The following is a 13082-nucleotide window of genomic DNA, read 5'->3' on the forward strand; positions in this document are numbered from 1 at the left end:
CGTGGGTTCGTCATGAGAGGACAGCTCCTGACAGCAGGGGTGCGCAGGTCGGCATGGGTTCATGTGGACTCCGGGCAATTCCGGTCGTCTCTCGTGATTGGTGAAGGTCCGTCGGTATACCGGGAGTTGTGGCGCTGACAGTGAAGTGAGGCAGTCATGACCCTGGCGGTAGTGAGATCGCTCAGCTCGGTTCGTGGGACGAAGACCTCCGAGGAGCTTGAGGACTTCGAGCAAGAGCTGCTGGACCGGTTCGCGCTCGCCGCTGCCGCCGCTGGATGCTGCGATTCCTACATCAGTGGTGACCGCGCCATGGTCTTTGAGTTCCTGCGCTTCCTTGGACGCCCGGTGTGGACCGCCAGTGCCGAGGACGCCGACCGGTTCTTGCACTACCTCCGCCATGAGCGTCGACATGCCCGGAGCACGGTCGCGGACAAGGCTGGAGCTCTGAGCCGCTTCTACACGTTCGCGGTGGGCCGCTACCAGGCGGAGATCCATGCGCTGACCGGCTACGTGATCAGCCAGCCGATCGACGAGTTCAACCGGCCTTCCGCCGCCGATTACGCGACCGTCCGGGTGCCGCCGTCCGAGGAGGAGACCGAGCGGCTGTTCGCCGCCTGGCGGGATTCCCTGGCTGGTACGCGGAAGTTCTTGCCCGCGGCACGCGACTATCTCGCGGCTTCGCTGTGGCGGCGGGCTGGGCTGCGCATCCAGGAGACGGCGATGCTGGACAACCGGGACTGGCGTCGGGACCTGGGCGAGCACGGCAAGCTCCACATCCGGTTCGGCAAGGGCAGCCGGGGCCGCGGTCCCAAGCCCCGCCTCGTTCCCGCGATCAACTCCGTGGACCTGCTTCTGGACTGGTGGGTGCGCGAAGTGCGTCATCAGTTCGGCGAGGACTGGGCCGACCCGGACGCGCCGCTGCTGCCCAGTGAGCGCCGTGACGCGGATACGGGCCGGTGCCTGCGCGCCGGCACGGATGCCCTGCGCTCGGGTCTGGAGCAGGCAGTGAAGACGTGGTTGCCGTCCTGGCAGGGGCAGCTGACGCCCCATCGATTGCGGCACTTCTGCGCCTCCAGCCTGTACGCCCACGGCCTGGATCTGAAGGCCATCCAGGAACTGCTCGGCCATGAGTGGCTGTCGACGACCACCCGCTACGTCCATGTCTGCGACGAGCACATCGAGCACGCCTGGGCGGATGCCAATGACCGGGTGGCCACCCGTCTGCTGGGAGGGACGAGGTGATCGCGTGCGCTGGAATCTGCGCATGAAGGCTGCGGAGCGCGGCATCTGGAAGTCCACCGAGATGCGCCGCCGCCTGTCAGAGGCCGGCCTCGACATCAGTGCCGGGAAGATGTCGGCGCTGTGGACCGGCACGCCCACTACCATCCGCCTGGACGACCTCGACGTGCTCTGTGCGGTCCTGGAGTGTGATCCGGCGGCCCTGTTGATCCGCGAGCCCGACAAGGTCGCCGCCCGTCGGCCCTCCGCGCCCGATGCACAAGCGGCCCGACCGCCCACGATGCCGCGCTTTGGCCGCCACCGCTCCCTTCCGCCGGCATGAGCAAACCCCGTACTTGTCCCGGCTGTCGCCAGGCGCCCGTTGCCTGGTCCAGGCCGCGCGTGGACTTCTGCTACGACTGCCTGCCCGGCGGCCCATTTGTGCCGCCGAGTTGCTCGCGGTGCGGTTCCGTAACCGGCTACTACTCCGCCGGGCTGTGTGAGCGCTGCCATCCCTGGTCCCCGCAACTCCCCGACTCCTACCGGGACTGCCTGGCCTGGGGTGTGATCCGCAAGCACAAGTGGCGCTGCTGGGGCTGCCGTTCGTGGCGCACCAAGTTCCCCCTGGGTACATGCGTCATCTGCCGCCGAGAGGTCCCCGTCAACGATGACGGCGCCTGTCGCCTGTGCTGGCGTCAGGTCGTCATGCGCCGCTGGCAGCGCCAGCGGGTAACCCTCGCCGAAGCCACCCGGCACGGACAGCAACTGTTCCTCGCCAACCTGCACCAGGGACGTGAACCACAGCGCCCCCGGCCAGTGCTGGCTCCGCCGGAAGTGGCCCTGCGCCCGCTCGGGCACCGCCAGCTCACGCTGTTCGAGCTGCCCCGTGATCTGCGGGCCGGGCGCCGCGCAGGGTTTCCTCCCCCGCTCGAGCCCGCCGTGGCCCGACGCCTGGGGCGTGAACTCGTCGACTACGCCACGACCCACGGCTGGAGTGCCCGGACCGGCAAGCGGGCCCGTCAAGGGCTGCAGGTCCTGCTCGCCCTGCAGGACACCATGGGGGCACCGATCCCCGCGACGTTGATCTACCAGCTGCCCGAGATCCATCTCCCGGCGCGGATCCTGCACGAGTTCCTCGACCGCTACGGCCTTGTTGACGACGACCGCACGCCCGCCATCGAGACGTGGTTCGCGCGGCAGATCGAGGGCCTGCCCCAGGCCATGGCCTCGGATCTGCGCACCTGGTTCAACATCCGCTGGCACGGCCACGATCGGACGCCCCGCTGCCTGGCCCGCTCGCAGAACACCGTTCGCGTCGAGCTGCGCTACGCGATGCCCCTCATCCGCACCTGGGCCGCCACCGGCATCCAGTCCCTGCGCGAGATCACCCCAGCACGCATCCGCATCGCTCTGCGGGATCCCAGCCTCGACGCCCACCACACCATCGCCGGGCTCAGATCCGTGTTCCGTACCCTGCACCGACACCATGTGATCTTCACGGACCCCACCGTGCACATGCCCGTCGGACATCCACCCAGTCGCACCCCTCTGCCCGCCAGCCTGCCGATGCTGCGCGACAACCTGCTCTCCCCTGACCCTGCCAGGGCCGCGATGACGGCCCTGCTCGCTTTCCACGCGCTGAGCGCCGGACAGATCCGTGCTCTGCAGCTCACCAACATCCACGACGGGCGCCTCCACCTGCCCGACCGCACCGTCGTCCTCGCCGAGCCGGTCCGTGTCCGCATCAGCGCCTACCTCGACCATCGCAACCGGACCTGGCCCAACACCGCCAACCCACACTTGTTCGTTCACCAGCGCACGGCACTCGGCGTCCAACCCGTCGGCGGCCGTTGGCTCGGCCTGGTCCTGGGCACTTCCGCTCGCGTCATCCGCACCGACCGCATCCTCGACGAAGTCGAGGCCACCGGCGGAGACGTCCGACGCATCTGCGCCCTCTTCGGCCTGTCCGTCCCAGCCGCTCTGCGCTACACCCAGACCGTCGAACCGCAACTGTCCTCGACCGCCACCAACGATGTCTGAGGCCCGCGGCACCGCGCCGGTTCGCGAACCCAAGGCTCTCAACCCCCCTGTCACGGGGCACCCCCACCCAGGTTCCCGACACCCGCACCGTCGGAATTCGCGAACCCACCGGGGTTCGTGGTCCACCGCTCGATGGGCCCGGACACGGTGGCCTGGACATGGATCCCCGGTATGCCCGGAATCATCGAGAGGGCCTGTGCATCGACGCGGACCCGCAGCCGCTCGGGCGTGCTGCCGTCGGTGGACACCGTCCGGTCGGTGAGCAGGCTGGAGCCCACCTCGTCGAGCACGCGCTTCGCCTTGGCGGCCCCGTCGCCGGGGGTGGCCCCGTACAGCCGGCCGGCCGCCACGCCGGCCCGGGCGGAGCTGTAGGCGGCGTTGCGGGCGTACGCCCACATGATCCCCTGCAGCAGGGTGAGGATCAGGATGATCACGAAGGGGTAGATGATGGCCATCTGGATCGGGTTCGAGCCCCGGTCCTCTCCCCAGGGTGTGTGCGGTGCGTTCACTTGCTGTCGAGGTCCACGTTGTCCACCTTGGTGGACGCCTTCGTGCCGAGCGCGACCAGCGCGGCGACGATGCTGAGGGCGATGCCGATGCCCGCGACCCACAAAAGCACGGTCACCACGGGATTGTCGCCGCGCTCACCGCGCTCGCTCATCTCCTCGTACGCCTCGTTGAGGTGTGCGCGCACCTTGCCGGTCAGCAGCGACACGGCGACGCCGGCCTTCAAGTAGGTGTCCTTCACGGCTTGTTCTCCTTACACAAATAGGGGGGATGGGCGGGCGTGAGGTGGCCCTGCCGTCAGGACAGCGCGAACAGTTTCAGCACCACGGGGAAGCCGAGCAGGCACAGGACGAGGACACACATCACGGCGCCGGGGATGTGCATCTTCTCGCTGTCGGCGTTCGCCTTGGCCACGGCGTTGGACAGCTGCTCATCGCGGGTGCTCTTGGCGCGGGCCCGGACGGGTGCGTAGATGGAGGCGCCGTCCTTGCCGGACATCTGGGCGAAGTCCGCGACGTCCCGCAGGACCGGGATCTTCAGCTGGGTGCCGAGGTCCTCCAGCACCTGCCAGGAAGAGATCTTCTCCATCCGGGCGCGCAGCAGGGCTTCTTGCAGCCGCACGAACGACCAGCTGGTGCCGACCCGGGCTGCTTCTTCCAGGGCCTGGTCGACGGCGATGTTGGAGGCCAGGCGCAGGGCGACCAGTTCGAGAAAGACGGTGACGGCGTGGGTGAACTCCTCCCGCGCCCGGGCGGCATCGCGGCGCACCATGAGGTCGGGCACGAACCACAGCACGGCGGCGGCCAGGACGCCGGCCACCGCGGGCACGAACAGCGGCAGCGTGATGTCGAGCAGGATCCAGGCCGCGCTCAGCACGGACGGCAGGACCAGCCCGACGAAGGCGAGCAGCACCTTGTTCAGCAGGAACTGCTCGACCGGCTGGTTCAGCAGATCCAGGTCGGCCCTCGGCAGCGGCGCCGGTACCCGGGCCACCAGCCACGCGCCCACGAGACTGTCCGCACGCTGCTCGGGCCGCGCGGTCCCGGCCGTCGGGGCGGGCGGGCTGAGCCGTTTGAGGGCCGGGCCCAACTTGGGCGGCGCCGGGGCGAGTTCCCGCACCACCAGGGCCAGGCCCGCGCCGATGAGACAGCCGAAGAGCGCCACGACCGCGGTTGTCGTCACGGGGCGACCTCCATCCGGGGCGGCTTGACGGGGCTGCGCGGGTCAGGAATCAGGACCCGGGCGGTGCGGCCGCGGCTGGCGTAACTGCGCGACCACACCAGCACGGCGACGAACGCCGCCGAGAGCAGGCCCAGGACCAGCTGGCCGAGCAGCGTCGCGAAGACATTGGTGATCTGGGGGACGGTGAAGCCCAAAGGCACCAGAGCCAGGGTGATGAAGGTGAGCGTGCGCACGACGGTGCGGGACTTCTCCCGCTCCGCCTCGATCTTCTGACGCGCGGTCACCTCATCGCGCAGGGACGCGGACATGTCCTGCATCGCCTGCGCCAGACCCGGTCCGGGGTCGGTGACCGACAGCTTCAGTGCGGCACACACCTTGTCCGCCGTCGGGTCATCCAGCGCGCGCCCGAAGTCCTCCACCGCCTCGCCCAGCGGCCACCCGGCATCCACCTTGTCGACCAGCTCCTCGATCTCCCCCTCCAGCGCCTGGGGAGCATGACGGCGGCTGGTCCTCAGCGCCTGCTCGATCGCGACGCCCAGGCGCAGTACTTCCGCCAGGCGCTGCGTCCACTCGGCGAGCGCGTCCCGCTTGGCCAGCTGCTCCTTGGTCGCCGCCACCGGGGCCGTCAGCCACGGCACGCCCACCACCGCGGCGGCCGCGATCAACGCGACCACGAACACCCCGCTCACCAGCCACACCCCAACCCCGGCCACCAGCGCCGCAGCGAACAGGGCCCGGCGGCGGGCCGCGTTGAGGGCGGCGGGACCCGACCGGGACCGCTGGCGCCAACCGGCCAAGAGCCCGGGCCCCTTGGGCGTGGTCGTACCGGCCAGCCCGGCCACCAGGGCCACCAGACCGCCGCCGAGCAGCGCCCCGGACAGCGCCCACCACCATCCGGTGATCATGCACCCACCTCGTGCGGCCAGGCAGAAGGCTGCGCCACCAGGTCCATGCGCAGGCCCGCGCCCTGAAGTCTCTGCCGGTTGCGCACCGACAGCGGGGCATACGGCACCGCCCGCAGGTCCCACTCGCTGGCCGGCCGGTAGATCTCGTTGTAGGTCGGGCGGCCGTCCGGACCCACGGGCCTGACCTCCCAGATGTGCGAGACGAAGCGCCGCTTGACGGGCCCGGATTCATCGACCGACAAGAACACCACGAAATGCAGACCGTTCGCGATCTGGCGGTAGGCCAGTTCCGGCGTGAAGTTGGACTGCGCCAGCAGGTACAGCTCCGCGATCCGGTCGAAGACCGCCTCGGGCTCGGAGGCGTGGATGGTGCACATATTGCCGGGCCTGTCCGACGTCATCGCCTGCATCATCGCGGTGATCTCCTCACCGCGGACCTCCCCGACCACCACCCGGGTCAGCGACATCCGCTTCGCGCTCTTCAGCAGGTCCAGCAGCGTGATCTCGCCCGCCGCCCGGCCGTCCACCCGCTCCCCGTTGGAGGCACGGGCCTCCATCGGCACCACATGCTGGTGGTAGCCGTTCTTGTGGGCCCACAGCTCGAACGTCGTCTCCAACGTGCCGAACCGCTCGCTCGCGGGAATCTCCCGCAACACCGCCCGCAGCATCGACGTCTTGCCCGAGGACTGCTCCCCGGCGAAGATGATGTTGCGCCGCGCCCGGATACAGGCGCGCAGAAAGTCGGCCATCTGCTCATCGAGCGCACCCAGGCTGACCATCTTGGCCAGGTCGGCGTCCTTGAGGCGGTGGCGGCGGATCGCGACGTGCGTGAACTCACCGGTCACCTCCGGGCCCAGGGCCTGGACCCGGGAGCCGTCCTTGAGGCGCAGCTCGACCTCCGGGCTGAACGTGGAGAACGTGCGCCCGCTCTGCCCACTGGCCCGGATCAAGTCCCGAACCAGCTCTTGCAGTTCGTCTTCGGAATCGGCGACCGGCGTGACCTGGACCGGCTCCGCGTCGTCGCTGTACTTGAGGAACACCTGGTGCGGGCCCTCGATCCAGATGTCTTCCACCAGGTCGTCGTCCAGGTAGCGCTGCAGCCGCCCGGCCCGGAAACACATGTCGAAGGCGAGTCCGGCCAGCTCCCGCTCCTCCGGAGGGGAGTAGCCGCCCCCGCGGCCGGCCGCGTCCGCCCAGATCGCCACCTGCTCATTGATCAGGGCGCGGCCACGCTGCTCCTCCGCCTCCCCGGCCAGCGACGGATTGCTCTTCTTCTCCTTCAGGAGCTGATCCACGACGATCCGCTTGATCTCCTGCGCCGCCCGGTAGTCGATCCGCACCTGGGGCACCGCCCCCTGGCCCACCATGCGCGGCAGAGCTGCGCCCGCACGCCCGCCGGGCAGCGCCGCCGGTCCGGTAGGGGCGGCCGGCGGACGCGGGGGATAGGGCTCTCCGTTGTAGACCGGTTCAGCGTGCATCGGGGCCTCCCATCAACCGTTGGTGCAGGGGCGAGGCGAGGCGGGCGCGCTGGGTGGCCACTCGCTGCCGGATCGGGGTCGAGGCGTCCAGGACGGCCCGCATCAGCTTGCTCTCCCGAAACCGCTTGCCCTCCGCGGCGCCATCGGACAGCACGGCGGCCTCCTGCGGCCGAAACGGCAGACTTGCCACCACCGGCACCTGCAAGTGCTCCTCCACCTCCCGCGCCCCATACGGCCCCTCGGTGATCAGCAGGACCCCCAGACGCCCCGAGCGCCGGCCCTCGCCGTCCAGCAGCGCGGTGAGCATCCTGGCGCGGGCGGCGGCCATGTGCAGGCTGCGCAAGGTGCTGCGCATCACCAGCAGCACCAGATCGGCACGCTGGGCCAGCACCCGGGCCGGACCGAAGGCCCCGTTGCGCCCCAGGTCAACCAGCACGTCATGACCGTGCTCCTCGATCCGGTCGATCCCGACGAACAGATCCGCGATCGCCCCCCATTCCGGTGCCAGCCCGGCGGCCTCCGACGGACTGGTCAGACCGGGCAGCAGCATCCGGGTGGGGTCATCACGCCGGTCCTCGTCGGAAATGCGCACGAGCTGGGTCCAGAACGCGTCCTGCAGACTGACACTGCGACGGGAGGCGGCCAGATTATGCAGGCCGCGGTCGGCCGTCAGCCTGCTCTGCAACGCCCCCGCCAGCACGGCGCCCCCGTCCGGGCAGCACTCGGCCAGCAGCACCCGCCGGCCGTGCTCCACCGGCCACATCCGCAGCAGGCCCAGCGCCGTCGACGTCACGCCGGGCGAGCCCGGCACCCCCACTAGAGCGATCACCGCCATCAGGAACCGGCCCCGCTCGCCGCCTTCACAGCCAGCGCCACCGTCCCGGCCGCGGCCTGAGCTGCCAACCGCGGCCCGTCCGCCGACTTGACCGCTACGTCGATCACTTGCTGGCCCGTACTGTCCTGCTTGGTGCCCACGCGGACGATCCGTGCATCCACGGTGGCCGGGCCGCTGTCCTGGCCCGGCTTGCCGTTCTTGCCCGGCGTGGTGGCACCGCTGTCGCCGGTGAACACGACCTGGACCTGGTCCTCCGGCTTCAGCGGGGAATCCGGCATCTGCCCCGGTTTCAGGTTCAGCCCGACCAGCTGCTCATCCTGGCGCACCAGCGTGCGGCTGGTGATCTGCCCCGGCGCGAGCAGCGCACCCGGCAGCAGTTCGACAGCGGCGCGCTTGCCGACCACCTGCGCGCGCTGCCCCGTCCCGATCGCCTTGAGCGCGGGATCCAGCGCCACCGACGCCTCCGCCAGGTCCGCGTCCTGGATCACCGTGCCCGCGGCCACGTCCCGGGCCATGACCAGGACCGGAGTGCGCTGGCCGTTCTGCGTCCAATACCAGTAGTTGCCCACCGCGCCCGCCGCGATCAGTGCCGCGGCCAGGGCAAGCACCCCCGGACGCCGGCGCCTCGCCTGCCACCGCAGGGACGGCGGGCCAGGCTGCGCCGGAATCTGGCCCGCCGCTGAGGCGGGCGCTGCCGTCTTGCTCACGCTGTAACGCCTTTCGCTCTCACACTCAGTTGCCGACGGCCTGGAGTTCCCCGACCCCGACCTGACTCTGGGACTGGCGGACCTCGGTGAACTGGCCCGTGTCCACGGCGCCGGCCGTGACCGTCCAGTCGACCTGCCACGTCGAAGTCGCCGCCAGCGCGAACTTCTGGCCGGACTGTCCAGCCGACGACTTCGCGAAGGTGTGGCCGCACGTCGGCGACGGCTTCATCCCGGACGACGCCTGGTACACGGTGCCGGGGCCATTGCAGGTCACCGACGTGCCGTCACCGAACTTCCAGGTGATGGAGGCGACCCTTGCGGTCGCTGACACCGTCACCGCGCCCGCGGACGCGGTCGCCGTGTTCGGACCGAACGTGGTGGGGGACTGGTTCACCCACAGCCACATCGGCACCCCGACCGCGTACGAGCCCGCCGCCTGCGGACTGGCGATGTCCGGTCCGACCAGCTTCATCGAATCGACCGCGCGGTGGGCCAGGACCTCGGGGTCGACCGGAGGCGCCGCAGGGCCGCCGTCCGGGATCCACGACACCCCGATCCGCATCGTGTCCGGGCAGTACACCTGATACACCGCACCCTTGTCGCCGGGCTTGTGCCCGTCCCAGCCCAAGTTGTCCGCCGGGGGCTGCGGGACCAGCTTGGTGTAGGTGCACGGCGGGGGAGTGCTGCTCCCACCGGTCTCGGCGGTGGACGATGCCTGGTGGTTGCTCCCGCCGGAAGTCGACGGGGTGCCGGGGTCCTGGGCGCACGTCGTGACCGCCAGCCACTGCCCCCGGCAGTTGGGGTCATTGCCGATGGGGTCCTCGCCCGCGTGGGCGGCCGTGGTGAGACCTGCGGCCAGCAGCAGCGCGACGGGAGCCGAACTGAGCAGCCTTCTCAGCATGTGCGGCTCCCATCCGGCACGAACTTGGTGATCATCCATCCGTTCGGCCACTTCTCGGCCGTGGCCGTGGCGATGTACCGCAACGGCTGAGCGGTCGGATAGGGGATCACCTTGTTGTCGGCCCGGGTGTCGATGGTCTGCGACTTGGACAGATCCATGCAGTCGGTGAGTTGGGCGGTCGGTGTCTTCGCTGAGAGATTGAGCGATGCCACGGCAGGGGTGTGGCCGAGCTCCCCCGTGACCGCCGTGCCGGCCTTCTTCATCCGGGCCAGGTCGATGCGGAACCGGCCCAGAGCATCCAGCGTGGCGTACTTCTCCAGGTCGGTGCCCGCGGCATCGGCCTTGCGGTAGGCCTTCATCTGCTCCACCCACATCGCGTTGTACGACGCGAGGACGGCCGCCTTCTCGGTGGCATCCGCAGATGCGCTCGGCGACGTCTGGCGCGGCGCGGTCGACGGTGTGACAGCCGTGCTGGGGTTCTTGTCCGAACTCTTGTCGTCCTTGGTACCGCTGCAGGCGCCCAGCAGGACCAAGGCGGCGACTGAGGCAGCAGCGGCCCGCCAGCGCAAGGCCGTGGTGTGACGGTGACGTCGTGGTGCGAGGATCAACTGGTCCTCCCCGTATGGCGCGTTGGGTCTCGCTTGCCTGGTTCTGGAACATGAAGCCCGGAACAACCCCTTGATGTGGAAACACAGTTACGTGTGAGGAGCGTCTTCCGGTTTTGCCGTAGAGAGGCACACTAGCGCCACGCTCCGTGAAGAAGCCATGCTGTTCCGGTAGCTATGCGGCGCAGTTCGGTACGTTTCGGTCCTAACTTCGTCACTGGTCAGTCGGGGTGCAGCCGATCAGCCGGGCCGGAAACCCCTGCTCTGGCGCAATGACAGGGGGTGACTGTCCGTACAGGTGATGGCATATGCGGAATCCAGACGGTTGTCTCAACTGCCACTTCCCTGGCAGGAGTTGCACCGGTAGCGGAGCAGGCCGACAGGGCCCGTGAGACCCTGTCGGGCAGCCGCGGGACGCAAGGGGGTGCGCGATGGAGCCGCTGGATGCGGGAGATCCAGCCAACATTGGCCCGTACACGCTGCGGGCGCGGCTCGGCAGCGGCGGCATGGGCACGGTCTACCTCGCCCGCTCGCGCAGCGGCCGCACCGTCGCCGTGAAGACGGTGCGCCCCGAACTGACCGGCGACAGCGGCTTTCGCGAACGCTTCCGGCGGGAGGTCGAGGCAGCCCGCAGCATCAGCGGCTTCTACACCGCCTCCGTCGTCGACGCGGACCTGGAGGCCGCGGTGCCGTGGGTGGCCACCGTCTACGTGGATGCCCCCGATCTCGCGTCCCTGATCACTGAGGACGGTCCGCTGCCCGAGTCCGCGGTACGGGACCTGGGCGCGGGGCTGGCCGAGGCCCTCGCCGCCGTCCACCGCACCGGATTGGTACACCGCGACCTGAAACCGGGCAACATCCTGGTCACGCGGGACGGGCCGCGCATCATCGACTTCGGGATCGCCCGGGCGCTGAGCGACGGCCCGGCGCTCACCACGCTCGGCGCCGCGATCGGCACCCCCGGCTTCATGTCGCCCGAACAAGCCCAAGGACTGGCTATCACACCGGCCAGCGACGTCTTCTCTCTGGGTGCGGTGCTCTGCTACGCCGCTACCGGGCACGGCCCGTTCGGTACCGGTACCGCGCACGCGCTGCTCTACCGCGTGGTGCACGACCGGCCCGACCTGACCGGCCTGCCGCCGGCACTGCGGCCCGCACTCCAGCGCTGTCTGGCGAAACAGCCGCACCAGCGGCCCTCGCCCGACGACCTGCTCGCCTCGCTCGCCTCTGGTGCCATGGCCCGGGCCCCGATGGATCCGGTCGGCACCGGGCGCGGGCCGTTGTGGTGGGAACAGACCACGGTGAGCGCCCCGCCCGCCCCTTCCACTCTGCTCCCTGCACCAGTGGCGGATTCGCCGCCGGTGCCTGCCGCGGATGCCGATACCGGTGTGGACATCGCCTGGTGGTCGACGGGCGGCGTGCCCGTGCTGGAGGCGACCGATCTCGCCGGGCCGGCTTTCCCGGTCGGGCAGCAGGCCCTCGATGCGCACCGTGAACGCCGCCGGATGCGCGACCGTGGGAGCCGTGGACGGGCCCCCGGCCCACGGGTGGATGAGCGGTTGGCCCCAGGGGACGTGGTCGAGCACGCGATGTTCGGGATCGGCACGGTGCTGGAAGTCCCAGATATTGGTCAGGTGTTGGTCGCGTTCGGGCCGCGCTACGGCGAGCGTCGCCTCCTGCTGCGCTACGCGCCGATGCGGAAGATCAGCAACCTGTAGGCCGAAGGCTCCGACGGTCGCGGCCAGGAACGGGGCGCGTGCGTACGGAGCGCGGCTTCGGGGCCCGTTCACAACTCGGTCCAGGAGCGGCGTTCACCCTGCCCGTTGAGCGGGGTCCACACGGGCCCGGTGGGGCCGTGCTGTTCGAGGTCGTCCAGGGTCGCGGCGCCGAGCGGGACGGTTCGTGCGAGTTGGGCGACGGCTGGGTGTTCGGCGGTCATGGCCTGAAGGTCCTCGATGCGGTGGACGAGGGTTGTGGGGCTGGCACCGGTGAGGATGAACAGGACGCGGGGGAAGACGGGGTACCAGCGCTGCCAGGCCGGCGGCGTGTTCGCCTGGGTGGCGCGGCGCCCGGGTGGACTGGGGGTGTAGGTGTGCAGGCGGGCGTAGTCGATGAGCTTGGTGGCCAGGCGCTCGCTGCTGGTGGTGGCGCGGTCGACTTCGACCAGGGCACGGAGCTTGGTGCGGCCGCCGTCACCGGCGTGCAGGACGTAGTACATCAGCGCGTCGGCGATGACGCGCTCACCGTCCCCGAGCGAGTGGGCGACCTCGGGAGTCCAGTCGAGGTGGCCGTGTTCGTCGCCGCGGCGGCGCGCGTCACCGACGAAGGCGAGGTGGGCACGGACCACCGTCAGGACGTGCGGTGTCTTCATCGAGGCAGCGGAGGCCGAGGTGATCGGGTAGGGAGGCCGGCCGCGCAGCTGGGGCCAGTCGCGGGTGATGCGGGCCCCGTCCGGGGTGAGGAACCAGGCGCGCCTGCCGTGGGAGTTGGGCAGCGCCGTGTAGCCGATCAATTCATCCTTGTGTAGCCGGTTGAGTGGGGTGGAGATGGACTGCCGGGCGGCCTGGGGTCGCAGCAGGTCCTGGAGTTGTTGCGTGGTGGCCATACGGTGCTGGGCCAGGGCGGCGAGCAGCTGGTGGGGGAGCGGTTCGACCGGGCTGGGCACGAATGCGGGCACTGCCCTCTTGTCGCCGGGGGGCGGCAT

Annotated in this window: 14 protein-coding genes; 4 read left to right on the plus strand and 10 right to left on the minus strand. The window is 70.1% G+C overall.

Translation table 11 applies throughout. From position 1 onward, the window contains the following. Positions 1 to 156 precede the first annotated feature (156 nt). Genes ACSHXC_RS40205 through ACSHXC_RS40215 form a run of 3 tightly spaced genes read left to right on the plus strand, consistent with a single transcriptional unit; the run spans position 157 to position 3258 of the window. On the plus strand, positions 157 to 1242 hold the full coding sequence (locus tag ACSHXC_RS40205) for a tyrosine-type recombinase/integrase (RefSeq protein ID WP_438296272.1): 1086 nt from the start codon (positions 157 to 159) through the stop codon (positions 1240 to 1242). A 4-nt stretch (positions 1243 to 1246) separates the two neighbouring features. Next, positions 1247 to 1561, plus strand: coding sequence for a helix-turn-helix domain-containing protein (locus tag ACSHXC_RS40210; RefSeq protein WP_438296273.1), 315 nt, complete (start codon positions 1247 to 1249; stop codon positions 1559 to 1561). A gap of 59 nt (positions 1562 to 1620) precedes the next feature. After that, entirely contained in the window at positions 1621 to 3258 is a 1638-nt protein-coding gene (locus ACSHXC_RS40215) for a hypothetical protein (RefSeq protein WP_438296274.1), read from the plus strand. A 50-nt stretch (positions 3259 to 3308) separates the two neighbouring features. On the opposite strand, the gene ACSHXC_RS40220 is transcribed toward ACSHXC_RS40215, so the two are convergent. From ACSHXC_RS40220 to ACSHXC_RS40260, 9 genes are read right to left on the minus strand one after another with little or no spacing between them, the layout of a single operon-like run. Next, positions 3309 to 3767 carry a pilus assembly protein gene (locus tag ACSHXC_RS40220; protein WP_438296276.1) on the minus strand — a complete coding sequence of 153 codons (459 nt, stop codon included), beginning with the start codon at positions 3765 to 3767 and terminating at the stop codon, positions 3309 to 3311. Next, entirely contained in the window at positions 3764 to 4006 is a 243-nt protein-coding gene (locus ACSHXC_RS40225; protein ID WP_438296278.1) for a hypothetical protein, read from the minus strand. Before ACSHXC_RS40225 ends, ACSHXC_RS40220 begins: the two co-directional genes overlap by 4 nt. 56 nt (positions 4007 to 4062) lie before the next feature. Further along, on the minus strand, positions 4063 to 4947 hold the full coding sequence (locus ACSHXC_RS40230) for a hypothetical protein (RefSeq protein ID WP_438296280.1): 885 nt from the start codon (positions 4945 to 4947) through the stop codon (positions 4063 to 4065). After that, a complete protein-coding gene (locus tag ACSHXC_RS40235; protein ID WP_438296281.1) occupies positions 4944 to 5852 on the minus strand; it encodes a type II secretion system F family protein in 909 nt (302 codons plus the stop codon). The genes ACSHXC_RS40230 and ACSHXC_RS40235 overlap by 4 nt, the downstream gene beginning before the upstream one ends. Next, positions 5849 to 7330, minus strand: coding sequence for a CpaF family protein (locus tag ACSHXC_RS40240; RefSeq protein ID WP_438296283.1), 1482 nt, complete (start codon positions 7328 to 7330; stop codon positions 5849 to 5851). The genes ACSHXC_RS40235 and ACSHXC_RS40240 overlap by 4 nt, the downstream gene beginning before the upstream one ends. Next, positions 7320 to 8165 (minus strand): hypothetical protein, encoded by an 846-nt coding sequence (locus ACSHXC_RS40245; protein ID WP_438296284.1) that lies wholly within the window; start codon positions 8163 to 8165, stop codon positions 7320 to 7322. The genes ACSHXC_RS40240 and ACSHXC_RS40245 overlap by 11 nt, the downstream gene beginning before the upstream one ends. Then, positions 8165 to 8872: an SAF domain-containing protein gene (locus ACSHXC_RS40250; protein WP_438296285.1), complete on the minus strand. Its 708-nt coding sequence runs from the start codon at positions 8870 to 8872 to the stop codon at positions 8165 to 8167. Before ACSHXC_RS40250 ends, ACSHXC_RS40245 begins: the two co-directional genes overlap by 1 nt. Positions 8873 to 8897: 25 nt before the next feature. Next, positions 8898 to 9773, minus strand: a complete 876-nt coding sequence (locus tag ACSHXC_RS40255; RefSeq protein ID WP_438296287.1) for an ATP/GTP-binding protein — start codon at positions 9771 to 9773, stop codon at positions 8898 to 8900. Next, entirely contained in the window at positions 9767 to 10306 is a 540-nt protein-coding gene (locus ACSHXC_RS40260; RefSeq protein ID WP_438296289.1) for a hypothetical protein, read from the minus strand. The genes ACSHXC_RS40255 and ACSHXC_RS40260 overlap by 7 nt, the downstream gene beginning before the upstream one ends. 503 nt (positions 10307 to 10809) lie before the next feature. On the opposite strand from ACSHXC_RS40260, the gene ACSHXC_RS40265 reads away from it, so the two are divergent. Beyond that, entirely contained in the window at positions 10810 to 12096 is a 1287-nt protein-coding gene (locus tag ACSHXC_RS40265; RefSeq protein ID WP_438296290.1) for a serine/threonine-protein kinase, read from the plus strand. A 68-nt stretch (positions 12097 to 12164) separates the two neighbouring features. Here the strand turns inward: ACSHXC_RS40265 and ACSHXC_RS40270 are convergent, their stop codons facing one another. Beyond that, complete coding sequence (locus tag ACSHXC_RS40270) at positions 12165 to 13082, minus strand: replication-relaxation family protein (RefSeq protein ID WP_438297083.1); 918 nt, start codon at positions 13080 to 13082, stop codon at positions 12165 to 12167.

Origin of the sequence: Streptomyces sp. HUAS TT7, from assembly GCF_051550175.1 — a bacterium.
Lineage (GTDB): Bacteria > Actinomycetota > Actinomycetes > Streptomycetales > Streptomycetaceae > Streptomyces.

Excerpts from the sequence above, each read along its gene's own strand:
- ACSHXC_RS40205 (WP_438296272.1), top strand. The coding sequence starts at position 157 with ATGACCCTGGCGGTAGTGAGATCGCTCAGCTCGGTTCGTGGGACGAAG.
- ACSHXC_RS40235 (WP_438296281.1), bottom strand. The coding sequence starts at position 5,852 with ATGATCACCGGATGGTGGTGGGCGCTGTCCGGGGCGCTGCTCGGCGGC.
- ACSHXC_RS40240 (WP_438296283.1), bottom strand. The coding sequence starts at position 7,330 with ATGCACGCTGAACCGGTCTACAACGGAGAGCCCTATCCCCCGCGTCCG.
- ACSHXC_RS40245 (WP_438296284.1), bottom strand. The coding sequence starts at position 8,165 with ATGGCGGTGATCGCTCTAGTGGGGGTGCCGGGCTCGCCCGGCGTGACG.
- ACSHXC_RS40255 (WP_438296287.1), bottom strand. The coding sequence starts at position 9,773 with ATGCTGAGAAGGCTGCTCAGTTCGGCTCCCGTCGCGCTGCTGCTGGCC.
- ACSHXC_RS40265 (WP_438296290.1), top strand. The coding sequence starts at position 10,810 with ATGGAGCCGCTGGATGCGGGAGATCCAGCCAACATTGGCCCGTACACG.
- ACSHXC_RS40270 (WP_438297083.1), bottom strand. The coding sequence starts at position 13,082 with ATGCCGCCCCCCGGCGACAAGAGGGCAGTGCCCGCATTCGTGCCCAGC.